This window comes from Salinimicrobium catena (genome assembly GCF_900102915.1).
Taxonomy (GTDB): Bacteria; Bacteroidota; Bacteroidia; order Flavobacteriales; family Flavobacteriaceae; genus Salinimicrobium; species Salinimicrobium catena.
Map to the genome: position 1 here is coordinate 348,316 of NZ_FNGG01000002.1, position 17,016 is coordinate 365,331.

General features: G+C 41.2%; 13 protein-coding genes. 9 read left to right on the top strand and 4 right to left on the bottom strand.

The features are described from left to right. The first annotated feature begins 32 nt into the window (after positions 1–32). The gene (locus BLS64_RS06125) at positions 33–2,408 is read left to right on the top strand and encodes a GAF domain-containing protein (protein ID WP_093112627.1); all 2,376 of its coding nucleotides are present in this window, start codon (positions 33–35) and stop codon (positions 2,406–2,408) included. Here BLS64_RS06125 and BLS64_RS06130 read toward each other — a convergent pair. After that, positions 2,405–3,592: a Pycsar system effector family protein gene (locus tag BLS64_RS06130; protein ID WP_093112628.1), complete on the bottom strand. Its 1,188-nt coding sequence runs from the start codon at positions 3,590–3,592 to the stop codon at positions 2,405–2,407. The two genes, BLS64_RS06125 and BLS64_RS06130, sit on opposite strands and share 4 nt — an antisense overlap. A 56-nt stretch (positions 3,593–3,648) precedes the next feature. Between BLS64_RS06130 and BLS64_RS06135 the strand changes: the two genes are divergently transcribed. Next, positions 3,649–7,365 carry a metallophosphoesterase gene (locus BLS64_RS06135; protein ID WP_093112629.1) on the top strand — a complete coding sequence of 1,239 codons (3,717 nt, stop codon included), beginning with the start codon at positions 3,649–3,651 and terminating at the stop codon, positions 7,363–7,365. Between the two features lie 68 nt (positions 7,366–7,433). Here BLS64_RS06135 and BLS64_RS06140 read toward each other — a convergent pair whose 3' ends face one another. From BLS64_RS06140 to BLS64_RS06150, 3 genes are all read right to left on the bottom strand, one after another. Further along, positions 7,434–8,321 carry a mechanosensitive ion channel family protein gene (locus tag BLS64_RS06140; RefSeq protein ID WP_093112630.1) on the bottom strand — a complete coding sequence of 296 codons (888 nt, stop codon included), beginning with the start codon at positions 8,319–8,321 and terminating at the stop codon, positions 7,434–7,436. A 10-nt stretch (positions 8,322–8,331) separates the two neighbouring features. Further along, positions 8,332–8,823: a Dps family protein gene (locus BLS64_RS06145; protein ID WP_093112631.1), complete on the bottom strand. Its 492-nt coding sequence runs from the start codon at positions 8,821–8,823 to the stop codon at positions 8,332–8,334. 79 nt (positions 8,824–8,902) lie between these two features. Beyond that, positions 8,903–9,226: a phosphoribosylpyrophosphate synthetase gene (locus BLS64_RS06150; protein ID WP_093112632.1), complete on the bottom strand. Its 324-nt coding sequence runs from the start codon at positions 9,224–9,226 to the stop codon at positions 8,903–8,905. A gap of 342 nt (positions 9,227–9,568) precedes the next feature. Between BLS64_RS06150 and BLS64_RS06155 the strand changes: the two genes are divergently transcribed. The 7 genes from BLS64_RS06155 (at position 9,569) to BLS64_RS06185 (ending at position 16,991) form a co-directional block, all read left to right on the top strand. Then, positions 9,569–10,576 carry a LacI family DNA-binding transcriptional regulator gene (locus BLS64_RS06155; protein ID WP_093112633.1) on the top strand — a complete coding sequence of 336 codons (1,008 nt, stop codon included), beginning with the start codon at positions 9,569–9,571 and terminating at the stop codon, positions 10,574–10,576. Positions 10,577–10,702: 126 nt separating this feature from the next. After that, positions 10,703–11,701 (top strand): SDR family oxidoreductase, encoded by a 999-nt coding sequence (locus BLS64_RS06160; protein ID WP_093112634.1) that lies wholly within the window; start codon positions 10,703–10,705, stop codon positions 11,699–11,701. A gap of 21 nt (positions 11,702–11,722) precedes the next feature. Next, positions 11,723–13,018 (top strand): nucleotide sugar dehydrogenase, encoded by a 1,296-nt coding sequence (locus BLS64_RS06165; protein WP_093112635.1) that lies wholly within the window; start codon positions 11,723–11,725, stop codon positions 13,016–13,018. Positions 13,019–13,030: 12 nt separating this feature from the next. Next, on the top strand, positions 13,031–14,425 hold the full coding sequence (locus tag BLS64_RS06170) for a UDP-glucose 6-dehydrogenase (protein ID WP_093112636.1): 1,395 nt from the start codon (positions 13,031–13,033) through the stop codon (positions 14,423–14,425). A gap of 329 nt (positions 14,426–14,754) precedes the next feature. Next, positions 14,755–15,696, top strand: coding sequence for a glycosyltransferase family 4 protein (locus tag BLS64_RS06175; protein WP_176763437.1), 942 nt, complete (start codon positions 14,755–14,757; stop codon positions 15,694–15,696). A 4-nt stretch (positions 15,697–15,700) separates the two neighbouring features. Further along, a complete protein-coding gene (cysQ, locus tag BLS64_RS06180; protein ID WP_093112638.1) occupies positions 15,701–16,507 on the top strand; it encodes a 3'(2'),5'-bisphosphate nucleotidase CysQ in 807 nt (268 codons plus the stop codon). Beyond that, complete coding sequence (locus tag BLS64_RS06185; RefSeq protein ID WP_093112639.1) at positions 16,497–16,991, top strand: DUF2061 domain-containing protein; 495 nt, start codon at positions 16,497–16,499, stop codon at positions 16,989–16,991. Before cysQ ends, BLS64_RS06185 begins: the two co-directional genes overlap by 11 nt. Positions 16,992–17,016: the final 25 nt, after the last annotated feature.

Genomic DNA, 17,016 nt, shown 5'->3' on the forward strand with positions numbered 1-17,016 from the left:
GGCTTCGGGGAGAAAATATCTATTTTTAAAATATGAAGAAGCAAAAGGATTTTCCCCTCAATATCAAGATCAGCTTTCATAAGATCACTCAGCTTTACCGGAGGCAGCTGGAATGTGAGACCAGTACGATCTCCAGAGAATACATTGAGAAGATGTTGAATTATGTGGCGCAGTTTCCGGCGCTTACTGAAGGGATTGAAAGTGGAGAGGACCTGGTGAAATATAAAGATCCTATAAAGATCCTTATGAAAGACCTTTTTCCAGAGATCCTTTCTGAAAACCAGATCAAGGCTATCTCTATTCCATTTCATAATGTGATCTTTAATTCTACGGCCCGCTTCAGGGAAATTCTGAAAGAGGCAGGGGAGGATTATAATCTTTCCATGAGAAACCTTAATGAGGATCTGGATTACATTTTTGCCTGTATCATGATCCTGAACACTCATTATGGTTACGATATTGATTTTTCGCGCCCATTGTATTATGATATACCCGATGAAAAAGGGATCATTAGACACTACAGGATTGACCTGAATTCAGATTTTGTCGAGATAGAACCTACAGAGCAGGCCATTGAGATCTCTGATAGAGATGTTGATTCCCTGCTCCAGAATATTGAAGATATTGAGCTGTGGAAGAAAAAATTTCCTCCGCGCAGTTGGATCTTTAAAGGTTTTACCATTATTACTCTTACCGATGTAACAGTAGACGACGCCATCTCTGATCTGAAAACGACTTTGTTGCAACGGAATACTTCAGGAAAGGAAGAGGTCGAAAAATTTGAAGAGATATTTAAGTCCATTTATAAGATCCCGGATCTTCGTGTCGGTTTTACGCTTTACAACGAACAGGAATCTTGTTTTGAAAAAATGGGTGGAAAGGGTACCAATAGCTTCATTCTCAATTCAGAAAGCACCCTTGATTGCAGGGCGGCGATGGGAGATGACGCTTATGAAGCTTTGATGCAGCAGCATACTTACTTTTCTATCTCAAATATTGAACAATATACGAAAGATTATCCCGATAATCTCCTCGGAAAAAACCTTATGGAGAGAGGAGTGAAAAGTGCCATTTTAGCGCCCATTGCCAAAAATGATATTTTACTCGGAGTTCTTGAGATCGCCTCCTTCAGAAAGAATGAGCTCAACAGCGTGAACGCTACCAAGCTTGAAGATATCCTGCCTTACATCGTCACTGCGGTAGAGCGAAATAAAACCGAATATGAGAACCGGGTGAAGGCGGTCATTCAGAGCGAATGTACCTCAATACATCCCAGCGTGCTCTGGATCTTTGAAAAGGAGGCTCGAAAATTCATCAAAGACCTTGATGAAGACGGGTTGGCGTCTTTTAAGGATATTTCTTTTGAAAATATTCATCCCCTCTTTGGGCAAATAGATATTGTGGCTTCTTCGGAAGCCCGTAATGATGCGATTCAGCGGGATCTACTCGATCAATTGCTGCTCATTAGAAAGATAGTGGATGAAGCCGAAGCGAGGGAGAAACTGGACATTTATGAGCAGGTAAAGTTCCGGATAAAGGAATTTGAAGATGAACTTTCTCAAAGCCTGAACGCCTCCAGTGAACAAAAGGTGTTCAATCTGCTTCAGCGGGAAATACGTCCGGTACTGGATCATATTCAGAAACAGACTCCTCGTTTAAAGGAAAGTGTTGAGAACTACCGGAAGAAGATCAATTCAGATACCGGTATTATTTACAACCACCGGAAGAATTATGATGAGGCTGTACAGCAGATCAACCGAACCATGGCCCGATATATTGATCGCAAGCAGGTCGAGGCCCAGAAGATCTATCCGCATTACTTTGAACGCTATAAGACCGACGGGGTAGAGCATAATATTTACATTGGCGCCGCCCTTACAAACGACAGGATAAAACCTTTTGATGAAGTTTACCTCTTCAATCTTAGATTATGGCAATTGAGCACCATGTGTGAAATGGAAAACAGGTTCTACCAGGTGCAGGAAAACATGCCGCTAAAGCTGGAGGCTGCATCCTTAATACTCGTTTACAACAGCACCCTTTCTATCCGTTATCGAATGGATGAGAAGAAATTCGATGTTGACGGTACTTACAACGCGCGATACGAGATCATTAAAAAGCGAATAGACAAGGCCTTTATTAAAGGTACCGAGGAAAGGATCACTGAAAAAGGGAAGATCGCGATCATTTATTCCAACAGGAAAGATGAACGCGAATACCTGCGCTACATTGAATATCTGCAGGCCAAAAAATACCTGGGGCAAAATGTGGAAATGCTGGAAATGGAAGATGTACAGGGTGTAATAGGCTTAAAAGCCATACGGGTGGATGTACTTTACAATATGCCCGGTGAAGACTCTTCAGAACAGGTCATCACCTATGAAGATCTGATCAACGAACTGGATTAGACCACGTAATAGGTAACTATAAAACTTAAAACTGACAGAATAATACCTACCATGAAGATATTGTAGGTGATCCTCAGTAATCGGTACTTCCTGTTCAGCACTACTCCCAGGAGGTAAAGATCTTTCATCAGCGATTCATAAACGTAACTGTGGTCGTGTATGATCTCGTTCATTGCCCACTCGAATTGGTCGTATGGCATGCGATGAAAATTTCCGAAGAATAAGACGTTCACTTCCCTTTTTTTGACCTGTTCACGGGTAAATTCCCCGGTAGTAATATCAGGTCTGGTAGACATGATAGCTCCAATTATTGAGGCTACGCTAAAGCAAATTAGGACCAACGTTGGTATCATCAGGTGATAATCTGGCGTGGGTGCGGTAAGGTCCGGTATTAGATTGGCGATCATCAGCGAGATAATGATGGCATTCACCGAAAGCAGGATGTTCGCCTTGGCATCCGCAATATCGCTTAACTTTAGGTGATTTCTCATGGTCACCCGAAAAAGGGTTTGAATTCCCCTGTCCGGACTTTTATCCTTATATTTTACCTTTAATTTCGCCTTGGTCTCTTCCTTGGCGATCTTTTTCTTGATCTTTCTCTCTTTCTCCAGGAGGTCCTGAAGGTTTTTATCTTTTTGCTCCTTCCATTTCTTCAGCGCATGATCTGTATAGAACTGGTGCTTTTGGGTAAAGAGCTTGATGTTCTGTTCCACCCATTCCTGGGCACCAAAATTCTTAATGTGCTGCAGCCGAAGTTCCTGCCGCAGTAATTCACTTACATCACTAAAATAATCCTGTGCCAGGTGAGAAGTGTCGGCATCTTTAATGATCTTTTCCAGAAGGTCACTGGGCTCCACGCTCATTTTGGTGGCCCTTATGCAGCGGCTCACATCGCTGATCAATTCCTCGTCGGCCCCATTTTTCCTGAGCCAATCGTTCGCTATCTCAATACTTTTTTCTTCATGCCCCGAGTAGGTTTCGGTGTAGCCGGTATCATGTAACCATGCCGCCAAAAGGAGCGCTTCCTTTTGTTTAACATGAATTTCAGATTTTTCAATTAATTCATTAGTACTTTTAGCTACCCTTTGTGTGTGTTTAAAGTTGTGATAAATGAAAGTATTGGGTAATTTTTCTCGGAATAATTTCTTGACAAATTTTTCAGCTTTCTCAACAAGGGGTGTCATTCAGTATGAGTTAGGTTCATTGCCAAATTACAAAAAAATCCCCCGATTTAATTTCTATGAAAGAAAATAACAAATTTCTAACACTGATTGTACTTATTGCCTTTACTGCCTGTTCTACCTACAATGTTCCCAAGTACAAAGAAGGAGAACCCAAAGCTGATTTTAGCTACCCCACCGACAAAAAGATCGAGAAGTCTTTCTACCTTCTTGGGGATGGCGGCTACGCTCTTCCGGGAGGAACCTCTGAAGGTTTGCTGGCTTTCAAGACTTACCTTGATTCAGTAAAGCAATTTGGGAATTACACTTTTTTCCTTGGAGATAATATTTATCCCGATGGCCTTGTTCGGGAAGATCATCCGCTGAGGGAAAGGGCAGAATACAGACTGGACGCTCAGCTTGATGCTGTTGAAAATTATGACGGAAAAGTTATTTTCATTCCTGGTAATCACGACTGGTATAATGAAGGGGTTCCCGGGTTGAAAAGAGAGAAGGATTATCTGGAGGAAGTACTGGAAAGAGAAGACGTGTTTCATCCCGATCCAGGTTGTGCTTTTGAGAGTATAGAAGTATCTGAAAATATCCAGCTGCTGGTGGTTGATTCCCAATGGTATCTCACTAATTGGGATAACCATCCTTCTATTAATGATGAATGTCCGATCAAAACCAGGGAAGCGCTTTTCCTTGAAATAGAAAGCGAATTAAAAAAGAATCAGAACAAAACGGTGGTTTTTGCCTTGCACCACCCGCTGTATACGAATGGGGTACATGGGGGACATTATAATTTCAACCAGCATTTATATCCGTCACAAAAGAAGATCCCGGTACCAATTTTAGGTTCTCTTGCCATGTTGATAAGGACGAGTGGGGGAGTTTCTATTCAGGATGCGCAAAACCTTCGATACAAGACCCTTGTAAAAAGGCTTTCCACGATCTCCAAACAATGGGGAAATGTGATCTTTGTCTCCGGCCATGAGCACAGCCTCCAATATATTGAACATGAAGGTGTCAAACAGATCGTTTCAGGCTCTGGGTCCAAAGCGACCAATGTTTCCCTTGGAAATGATGGGCTCTTTGCCATAGAGGGGCAGGGCTTTGCTGTTTTGGATGTTTTTGAAGACGGCTCTACCTGGGCAAGTTTCTACGGAAGTTTTGACAACCAGCCAAAACTTCTGTACCAAAAAGAAGTATTTCCTGCACCAAAACCAGTTAATTTGGATACGTTGGCCACCTCATTTCCAAAGTTTGTAGAGGCCTCTGTTTATGAGCCGGAAGAGACTGAAAAGAACGAAGTTTACGAAAGCGTTTGGGGAGATCGTTACCGGGAAATATACGGTACCAAAATAAAAGCCGAAGTAGTGGATCTGGACACCCTTTTTGGCGGCCTGGAAGTGGTCAGAACCGGTGGTGGGCACCAAACCCGTTCCCTAAGGTTGAAAGACAAGCAGGGCAGGGACTATAATTTGAGAGCTATTAAGAAAAGTGCGGTACAGTTTCTCCAGACGGTGGCTTTCAAGGATGCCTCAGTAGAATCTGAATTTGAAAATACACTGGCTGAGGACATTATTGAAGATTTTTATACTTCCGCACATCCATACGGATTTATGGCTATTCCTACTTTATCCAAGGCCGCAGGAATATTTCATACCAATCCGAAGCTATATTATGTACCAAAACAAAAAGCTTTAGGACCGTATAATGATGAATATGGTGATGAGCTGTATATGATCGTGGAGCGACCTGAAGAGAACTGGACAGGATATGAATCTTTCGGTTCCCCAGATCATGATATTGAGAGCACCTCAGGAGTTTTCGAACGTTTGAGAAGAGATGAAAAATACAGGCTTGATGAAGAAGCTTATATTCGGGCAAGGATCTTTGACATGCTGGTAGGTGATTGGGACCGTCATCAGGATCAATGGAGGTGGAGCGAATTTGAAGATGAAGAAGGAAATCACCTTTTTAAGCCAATTCCGCGAGACAGGGACCAGGTATTTTCCAATTTTGACGGTGCCTTCCTGGCCACTCTCAGGGGACTTACTGGTATTGCCAATCAATTTGCTTTGTACAACGAAGATATCAAAGATGTGGAATGGTTCAATTCGGCCGCACTGGGTCTTGACAGGAGCCTTTTGCAAAATACCGGAAGGGAAGAATGGATAGAGCAGGCGAAATACCTTCAGGAGCACATTACAGATGAGGTCATAAATGCAGCATTTTCCAGGCTTCCCGAGGAGACCCGCGGGGAATCTTCAGAAAATATCATAAAAAGTCTGAAAGCCCGCAGGGAAAACCTCGTAGATATTACCAAGCGATATTATAAAGTTCTTGCCAAAACCGCCATTGTGACCGGTACAGACAAGGACGATCATATTGAAGTGGAAAGGTTGCCTAAGGGTAAGACAAAAGTCACAGTGTTTAGGATCAAAGAAGGTAAAAAGGCAGATGTGGTGAATTCAAGAGTTTATTCAGATGAATTTACAAAGCAGATCTGGGTTTATGGTCTTGATGATGATGATATTTTTGAGGTTTTCGGAGAGGGAGAAGATCCGCTGCTTACCCGGTTGATAGGGGGGCAGAACAATGATGTTTATCGGATAAGAAATGGAAAGAACCTGAAGGTTTATGATCATAAATCAAAACCCAACACTATTGAAGTGAACCAGGGCGGGGATATTAATTTCACCGATGATTATGAAGTGAATATTTTTGATAAGGATAGAAAGATCTATTCCACTACCCGGGTTATTCCTGCAGTAGGTTACAATCCCGATGACGGCATCAAAATAGGACTACGAGGTTCTTATACTACTTATGGCTTTAGAAGGAATCCTTTCACTTCACGTCACAGTATTAGCGGGGGGTATTATTTTGCCACCCAGGGTTTTGATGTGTATTATGACGGGGAATTTGCCAACGTTTTTGGTACTTATAATCTGATGATAGGAGCTCATTTTACAAGCCCTAATTTTACACGCAACTTCTTTGGGTATGGAAATGACACTTTTAATCCTGAAGATGAGCTGGGAAAAGATTATAACCGGGTTAAAATAAGTCGGATTGGAGGGGAAGCAGGCTTTGTGCGTGAGAGTCCCTTTGGAAGTTATTTTAAATATGTAGCCACATTTGAAGGAGTAGAGGTTGAGGAGACTGAAGGAAGATTTATCACCGAAGAATTTGCAGACAGTCCCGACTTCTTTAACCGAAAATATTTTTTGGGCATCGAGGGCACCTTTCGCTATGAAAGTTATAATGATGTGATCAATCCTTCCAACGGAATGAAATTCGAACTGGTAGTTGGAGGAAAGATGAACACTCAGCACACCGACAATTTTTATGGATATATAAACCCTTATCTCGGATTTTTTAGAGGGATTACAAGGAGCGACAAGCTGGTACTTAATCCAAGAGTACAGGCAGAAATAAACCTGGGTGATGACTTTGAATTCTATCAGGCTGCTAATCTGGGAGGCGACAATGGACTGAGAGCTTACAGGCTGCATCGATTTGCCGGAGAAAGTGCCTTTGCTACGGGTGCCGATCTGAGATATAGCTTTAACCAGTTCAAAACTCCAGTATTGCCCGTGCAAATTGGGGTATTTGTGGGATATGAAGCCGGAAAGATCTGGCAGGATGGAGAGGACAGTAACCCATGGCATGAAAGCTATGGAGGCGGATTCTGGGTTACCAGTGCGCAGGCGTTAAGCGGAAGGTTCAATTTCTTTACCGGAGAGGAAGGCTTTAGGTTCAGCTTTGGATTCGGACTGAATTTTTAGGAAAAACAAAAATTTGATGATAAAAAACTCCCGAATTCTTCGGGAGTTTTTTTATAGTTTTGAAAAGGTCAATCTTCAGAAGAGCGATCGATGTTGAGTTTGTTATTAAACTCCAAAGTTCTTATTGGGAACGGAATATTGATATCATTCTCATCATAAATCTTTTTAACGGCAATGACAGCCTTGCTGCGTGCAAGCAGAATTTCCCGGTTCGAGGTAACATCGGTCCAGAACCGTACCACGAAATTGATTGAACTGTCACCGAATTCCTTGTACATGAATTCCACTTCCTCATTTCCTTTCTGCGGAAAATGTTCAGAAATGGCTTTAATTGTAAGTTCTTTTACCAATTCAAGATCTGATTCGTATCCTACCCCGCAATCCAGCATCACCCTTGAGCGGGAGGTCCTGGAGAAATTTTTGAAAGGTGCATCAACGACCTGTGAATTGGGTATGACAACATAATTATTATCGGCTTCTTTGATAACAATACTCCTAAGGTTGATCTCTACAACTCTACCGGCATAACCGTTATTCTCTATCCAATCCCCGATCTGAATTTCAGGAAGAAAGCTTAAAAGTATTCCCGAAAAGGTGTTGTTTAGAGTTCCCTGCAGGGCAAGGCCTATTGCCAAGCCAACAACTCCGGCACCGGCAAGCACAGAGGTGAGTACTGTGTCAAGGTTGAGCAGCCCCAGGGCCACAAAAAAGCCCAGTACGATCACCAAAACCTTCACGATCTTTATAGTGATCTCGCGAATAGAATCCTGTCTTACTTTGAACCTTAAGATCCTGCCAAGCAGTTTGCCCACATATTTAGCCGCGATAACAAACAAGACAAAGACCAGAATGGCCAAAATAAAATTAGGCAAACTTAAGATCAATGAATCTGTCCATTCGCCTAATTTTTCCCAAATTCCTTCTATGGAATCGTTTATGTCAAAACTTTCTTGCATTCAGAAAAGTTTAGACTGGCTTATGTTGTTCGGAGGTTTTCATTTTCCAGGCGTCAAGCATCCAGCTGGTCTTTTCCAGTTCCCTTATATAAGCTCCGATGAGGTCAATGGTTCCTTCATCTTCTCCTTTTTCGGCTACTTCAACTACTTTTCTCATCTGCTTCAAAAGAGCGCCGTGGTCATCCAAAAGATTTTTGATCATTTGCGAATCAGAGAGATCAGATTTGGATTCTTTTAGATTTGATTTTTCAAGGTACTCACTCAGGTTACTGGTGGGCTGAAAACGTAAGGTAAGGATCCTTTCTGCTATTTCATCTATCTTCTCCTTGGCATCATCATAGAGTTCCTCAAATTTTTCATGAAGGTCAAAGAAGTTCTTGCCTATTACATTCCAGTGATAATTGCGCAATTTTTGATAATACAGGTGATAATCTGCCAGTAAGACATTTAACTCCTGAACGGTATTTGACGTTTTTTTTTCGTCTAATCCTAAGTAGCTCATAGTTTTTGTTTATTGGTTTTTAAAATTCAATTCTAAAATACAATAGTTTGGTTGTATAACCAAATTTTTTGAACTGATCTTAGTCAGATATTGGCCGATTTTTCTTGGCATTAAGCTTTGCCATCATTTCATCAGATACCTGTCCGCTGGAATAACCATAACCATCCACCAAAACTCCCTTATGTCCGCTTGAAGTTGTAATGGCATATAAAATTGCATTATCTGAGGGATTTGATTCTCCCTCAAATCTAAACACCTGGTCGACGGTAAAATCATCGGGTCCTAATTTTTCACTTTTGGATTTTATTTCCAGATGTTCATCCAGGAGATTGAAATCTTCATCATAACCTTCTTCTGTCCTCAGCATATTTATAGTTTCAGATAATGTTCCTTTCTGTTTCATGATCTTGAATTTTGAAGTTTATTATAAATTACGCCCGAAGTAGTAGCTATGCAAAAACAAGCCTTGCTTTAATACAACTTTAACTTGTCACTGATCTCTGTCATTTTTATTGCGGGTAAACAGACTAAAAGGGATCACAAGGAAGATAAAAAGATACCATCCCGTTACTAATCCAATTATGGTAATAACGGCTGCAAGAATATAAAACCAATAGGACCTTAAAAATTTCATCTTTAGGTTGATTTTCTCCAGATAATTTATAAAAAAGAAACTTCTCGAGACCTTTTTTGAACTTCAATTTGTGAGGCTTTACTACATTTGTAGCTTAGCCTATTGAAGTTTATGAAAAATCGCATCACCTTAAAGGAACTTGCCAAGTTGCTCAATGTATCTGTGTCAACTGTCTCAAAAGCTCTGAATGACAGCCCCGAAATTAGTCCCAAGACCATTCAGCGGGTAAAAGAACTGGCTGCTTTGCATAAGTACCGCCCAAATCCCACGGCTGTCAATTTAAAAAGTAGTAAGAGCGGAACCATTGGCGTGATCATTCCTAATATTTCAAATGCCTTCTTTGCCAATGTACTTTCGGGAATAGAAGCGCAGGCACAGAAAGAAGGTTTACAGGTGATCACCTATATTTCAAATGAATCCTGGGAAGAAGAAAAGAAGATCGTCGAAATGCTGGCAACGGGTTTTGTTGATGGGGTTTTGATAGCCATCGCGGAAGAAACACAGAGAAAAAAGGAATTCGGGCACATTCAAAACCTAATTGATTATGATATTCCCGTCGTTCTATATGATCGAATCGATTTTGACATGACAGTGGATAAAATAGGTGTTGATGACAGAAAGATCTTTTTTGATGCTACAAAATATCTTCAAACTTTAAATTTAAAGAAAATAGGAATTGCAACGTCCATTCACCACATGGGGGTTGGGAAGTTAAGGATAACAGGCTACAAAGAAGCTTTAGCCAGTAAGGAAGATTTTTTCATAGCCAATTCAGCCAAGCCTGATAGCCTTCGAGAAAAACTTTTGAAATTAATGCTTCAGGATAAGGTTGACGCTCTTCTGTGCAGCGATTTTGAGAGTACGATGATGGCCTATCGTCTTGCTTTTGAAAATGGTTTAGGGATTCCGAAGGACCTGAAGATTGTGGGCTTCATCAATGGAAAACTAGCCAGATATTTGGCACCTTCTGTCTCTTATGTAGATCAAAAACCGGAACGTATCGGTGAAAATGCGATGATTCTCTTAAAGAAACGTATAAATAATCCAAATGAGAAGGGAAGGGATACTCAAATCGTGGAAACGGAACTTGTTCATTTAGAGTCAACAGCATCGGCTTAAGAAGGTGGTTCAGAATTATTTTGAGCTGTTTTTGTAATTGTTCATCTTTAAGATTAAATTAGGAATAACCTTACAGGGAAATTTTATCTTTGGACAAGAACGATTAATCAACCCAAATAATTCTTAATGAACAATAAACAGTTTGAAGTTCTTCAATCTGCAAAAGTTTTGGTGACAGGTGGAGCGGGTTTTATAGGCTCCAATCTTTGTGAAGCTTTATTAGAACTAAATGCCCGGGTGGTCTGCCTTGATAATTTTGCTACAGGTAAAAGAGAGAACCTGGAGGCTATTAAAGATCATCCAAATTTTACTTTAATAGAAGGCGATATTCGAAACCTGGAAGACTGTAAAAAAGCGGTTTCTGGAGCAGATTATGTCCTACATGAAGCGGCATTAGGCTCGGTTCCCCGGTCCATTAATGATCCCATTACCAGTAACGATGTGAATGTTTCAGGCTTTGTCAATATGCTTGTGGCAGCACGTGATGCAGGGGTGAAACGTTTTGTTTACGCTGCAAGCTCTTCTACCTATGGCGATTCCGAAGCACTTCCAAAAGTTGAGGATAAAATAGGAAGACCACTGTCTCCTTATGCTATCACCAAATATGTCAATGAACTGTATGCTGAAATCTTTCACAAGACCTATGGTATTGATACGATTGGCCTAAGATATTTTAATGTCTTCGGAAGAAAGCAAGATCCCAATGGAGCTTACGCGGCGGTGATCCCAAAGTTCGTGATGAAATTCATGAAACATGAAAGTCCCGTGATCAATGGTGACGGAACCTACTCCAGGGATTTTACTTATGTCGATAATGTTGTGCAAATGAATTTGCTGGCGCTGACGACTTCAAATGAGAAAGCGTTGAACGAAGTTTACAATACAGCAGTTGGAGATAGAACCAATCTTGTGGAGCTTACTCAATTACTCAGGAAATATCTTTCTGCATACGATCCTGAAATCGAGAAGGTGGAAGTGAAGCATGGGCCTAACCGGCCGGGAGATATTCCGCATTCCCTGGCATCTGTAGACAAAGCCAAAAACTTGATGGGCTACGAACCTGAATATAAAATAGAAGACGGACTTAAAGAAGCCGTGAACTGGTACTGGAAAAACCTGCAATAAAAATTAATTAGAACAGATTAAATGGAATCAAAGAAGATCGCCGTTATCGGCCTTGGTTATGTGGGGCTGCCTTTGGCTCGCCTATTTGCCACCAAATATCCTGTTGTGGGATTTGATATAAATAAAAGAAGAATTGAAGAGCTTCGGGAGGGTAAGGATACAACCTTAGAAGTTGAAAATGATGTTTTGCAGTCGGTTTTGTTGCAGTCAAACCCTTTAGGTGCTGAAAATGCTGAAAGCGGATTATTCTGTACAGATCAGTTGGATGATATTAAAGACTGCAACTACTATGTCATCACTGTGCCTACACCGGTAGATAAAAATAACCGGCCAGATCTTACTCCGCTTTACAAATCCAGTGAAAGTGTAGGTAAGGTGCTTAAAAAAGGAGATATCGTGATCTATGAATCTACTGTGTTTCCTGGCGCTACCGAAGATGAATGCGTACCTGTGCTGGAGAAGAGCAGCGGCTTAAAATATAATGAAGACTTTTTTGTAGGCTATTCTCCTGAAAGAATTAATCCGGGAGATAAAGAGCATACTGTAGAAAAGATCCTGAAAGTTACGGCAGGCTCCACTCCTGAAGTGGGACAGAAAGTAAACGAACTTTACGCATCTGTGATCACTGCCGGGACCCATTTGGCACCAACTATTAAAGTTGCTGAAGCAGCAAAAGTTATCGAAAACTCTCAGAGGGATATAAATATTGCCTTTGTCAATGAGCTGGCAAAGATCTTTAATATGCTTGATATTGATACCCAGGATGTTTTAGAAGCGGCGGGAACAAAATGGAATTTTTTACCTTTTAAACCAGGATTAGTTGGAGGGCATTGTATAGGAGTAGATCCCTATTACCTGGCTCAGAAGGCTCAGGAAATAGGATATCATCCTGAAATTATCCTGGCCGGGAGAAGAATGAATGACAGTATGGGACACTACGTAAGCAGTGAAATAGTGAAGCTTATGCTGAAAAATGACATGAAAGTAAAAGGCTCAAAAGTTCTTGTTTTGGGAATAACCTTTAAGGAGAATTGCCCCGATGTCAGAAACACAAAAGTGGTAGATGTGGTAAAACATCTCAAAGAGTATGGCACTAATGTAACAATATATGATCCCTTAGCTAGTCCTGCAGAAGTTGAACACGAGTACGGTCTAAAAACGGTAATTAAAATACCTGAGGATAAATTTGATGCGGTAGTCTTGGCTGTTGCCCATAATGAATTCCTGGAAATGGATCTGGAAGTCTTAAAAAATCAGAAAACAGTGATATATGACGTCAAAGGTGTCTTAAAAGACAGGTGTGATAAAAAACTTTAAAAGAAGCATTTCATGAAAATTAAAAATATTTGCTGTATTGGAGCTGGTTATGTTGGAGGGCCAACTATGGCTGTCATTGCGCAAAAATGCCCAAAAGTAAAGGTTACCGTAGTTGATATTAATGAGCAAAGGATCCAGCTATGGAATGATCCCGATGTGAATAATATTCCTGTTTACGAACCCGGCCTTTCCGAAATTGTTGAAGAAGCCCGGGGCAGAAATCTGTTCTTTTCCACCGATGTTGAAAAGGCGATAGATGAGGCCGACATGATATTCATTTCTGTCAATACCCCTACAAAAACCTACGGAATCGGGAAAGGTATGGCCGCAGATCTTAAGTGGATCGAACTCTGTGCACGACAAATCGCTGAAGTATCAAAATCTGATAAAATTGTTATTGAAAAATCCACTTTACCGGTACGTACGGCGGCTGCTTTGAAAGACATCCTGGATAGTACGGGGAATGGAGTAAAATTTCAGATCCTTTCCAATCCCGAGTTTCTTGCTGAAGGAACAGCCGTGGAAGATCTTAGGAATCCGGACAGGGTATTGATTGGTGGGGACATTGATTCTGAAGAAGGAAGGGAAGCTATGGATGCATTGGTGAATATCTATGCTTCCTGGGTGCCCAAGGAAAAGATCCTTACTACCAATGTATGGTCTTCAGAACTTTCTAAACTAACGGCAAATGCCTTTTTAGCTCAAAGAGTTTCTTCGATCAATGCCATTTCTGAACTCTGTGAAAAGACCGGTGCCGACGTGAATGAAGTAGCAAAGGCCGTTGGAATGGACAGCAGAGTGGGACCCAAGTTTCTAAAAGCCTCTGTGGGCTTTGGAGGATCTTGTTTTCAAAAAGATATTCTTAATCTTGTTTATATCGCACGAAGCTTCAACCTGCAGGAAGTAGCCGATTATTGGGAGCAGGTGATCATCATGAACGATCATCAGAAAAGGCGTTTTGCAGCCAACATGGTCAGGACCATGTACAATACAGTGGCAGATAAGAAGATCGCTATTCTGGGATGGGCTTTTAAGAAAGATACGAACGATACCAGGGAGTCTGCAGCCATTTATGTAGCCGATTACCTGCTGAATGAGCAGGCAGAGATCCTGGTGTACGACCCGAAGGTAACTGCAGAACAGATCTATTCCGACCTCGATTACCTTGGCAGCCGAAGCAATGATGCTAACAGGCAGGCCGTTACTGTAGTGAACGATCCTATGCAGGCATGTAAAGGCGCACACGCTATAGCGGTGCTGACAGAATGGGATGAATTCAGACAGCTGGACTGGCAAGAGGTTTATGATAATATGCTCAAACCTGCATTCTTGTTTGATGGAAGGCGATTGCTTCGCCCAGATACAAAAAGAGAAATAGGATTTGAATTTTACGCGATAGGAAACTAACAACAACTCATTTCCCCTGCTGAGATAATACACAATAGATGAACTCAGAAAAAAGATCTGATACTGCAATTTTTATAATGCCGCGTTCAAGTAGTTCCTGGGAAGGTTCTGAGGCGTTGTGGATAACAGCAGCAGGGTGGGCTTCGGCAGCAAAAAGAAAATTTGGTAATGCTATTGTTGTTACCTCTGACAGGATTGCAGAACCTAGTGAGGTTTGGAATTACCCTCTAAACCAGAAATCCGGCAGGCAGGTGGCAAAAAGAAGATACTCTTATTTTCCTTCTTTTTGCAGGACATTATTTAACGATCTGGTTGTTTGCAAAAATCTGATGGATTGGAAATTACTTAAAAGTGATCTTCTTCAGGGTAAAAATCCGGCATTTGTTTGGGAGAAGCATGATCTATTTTTTGGACCCGGAAAGAAATTATCGCAAAAATTAAATGTACCTCTTATCAGTTATGTTCATGCCCCGGTAGTATGGGAAGCTTCAAAATGGGGGGTGAAAAGATATTGGTGGGGAAAGTGGCTCGAAAGATTAGAGGCCCAGAGTCTTAGAAAAGCGGACCTGGTAGCAGTGGTTTCCGAAGAAGTAAAGGAGAAGGTAATGACAATGGGAGTAGCTGAAGAAAAGATACTGATCTCTCCCATGGCCGTTGAGCCTCAGCTTTTTTCAGAAAATAAACAACTCTCCCAGGAAATCAATGAAGCCTATAAACTGAAAGATAAGTTCGTTATTGGATGGACCGGAAGTTTTCGTAAGTTTCATGGTCTTGACCACGTGATCAAAGCTTTTAAAAAGGTCTCAGACAAACATCCTCATACTATTTTAATGCTGGTAGGAGATGGTGCGGAACGTCAAAATTCTGAGAGGCTTGTAAAAAAGTTAGGGATACATGATAAAGTGATCTTTACCGGGAGGTTAAAGTTTTTAGAGATCCCTCAGTATATTTCACTGTTTGACGTCGCAGTTGTCAGCGCAAGGAGTGGTGAGGGTTTTCATTATTCTCCTTTAAAGTTGAGGGAGTATATGGCTGCAGGTAAAGCAGTGTTGGCGCCTAATGCTGGGGAGATCCCTTCTACCTTTCAGGATGAACAAAATGTGAAGTTATTTAATGCAGGAAATATTGAGAGTCTTAAAAACGGAATGTTGTTCCTCATTGAGAATGATGATAAAAAACAGGAAATAGCGCAGAATGGAAAACAGAAGATCCTTGGTTCAGGAACCTGGGAGCAGGAACTGGAAAAGGCTATGAACTTTTTAGATATTTAAGGTTATGAGAGAGAAGCTTAAAACAGCTATTGAAGCATCTGTGGCCGCGGGAAAAGCGATTATGGAAATATACAGGAATGATGATTTTGGAGTAGAAAATAAAGAAGATGATTCCCCCTTGACTCTGGCCGATAAAAAGGCCAATGAGATCATCAATGAATTTCTTGTTCCGCATGCAATACCCATTATCAGTGAAGAGAATAAACAAATAGACTACGAGGAAAGAAAGATCTGGACACAGTGCTGGATCGTAGACCCGTTGGATGGTACAAAAGAATTCATTAAAAAGAATGATGAATTCACGGTCAATATAGCTTTTGTTGAAAAAGGTAAACCTGAACTGGGGGTTATTTTTGCACCTGCATTGAATACCTTGTATTTTGCTGTGGTTTCAGAATCAAAAGCCTTTAAGTATATTATTTCTGAAACAGGGGTGTCTGCAGAAGAAGTTTTGGATACGGCGGAAGAGATAAATCCCGCGGCTTCCAAAGGTGAGCGCCTAAAAGTGGTAGGCAGTAGATCTCATATGAATGAGGATACCCAAAGATATATTGAAGATCTTAAACAAACCTACGGAGAAGAAATTGAGATAGTTTCCCGAGGTAGCTCTTTAAAATTTTGTCTCGTGGCCGAAGGTAATGCTCATATTTACCCGCGATTTGCGCCCACCATGGAATGGGATACGGCAGCAGGCCATGCTATTTGTGAAGCCGTAGGTTTGAAATGTGTTTTCAAGGAAACAGGGGAACCTATGACCTATAATCGGGAGGATCTTTTGAATGGCCATTTTTCAGTTTCTTATGAAGGATAAAACCTACAAGAGACATATTGCCAAAGCCATTACCTGGAGAACTGTAGGTACTCTGGATACTATTGTCCTGGCCTGGCTGATCTCAGGAAATCCCTATACCGGCCTTAAAGTTGGAATTTCTGAAGTGATTACTAAAATGGTCCTTTACTATCTCCACGAAAGGGTATGGTTTAAAGTTAAAATGGGTGTTAAAAGGAATGGTGATGACAGTAAAAAACGACACCTTGCGAAAACTTTCACCTGGAGGTTCGTCGGAACTCTGGATACCATGATCCTTGCCTGGATCATTTCGGGAAGTCCTTTAACGGGTTTCAAAATTGGTGCGGCCGAAGTGGTAACCAAAATGATACTATATTATCTGCACGAGCGCACCTGGTATAAAATCGATTTTGGTTTACCGAACAGGAAAAGGAAGAAAAAAGAGAATGAAGCCGAGCCTCAGGTGGGCACTGTAAAGAATGAAAAGATCATCGAACAGGAATAAGAAGAGGTAAGTCTTTTAAGAAAAA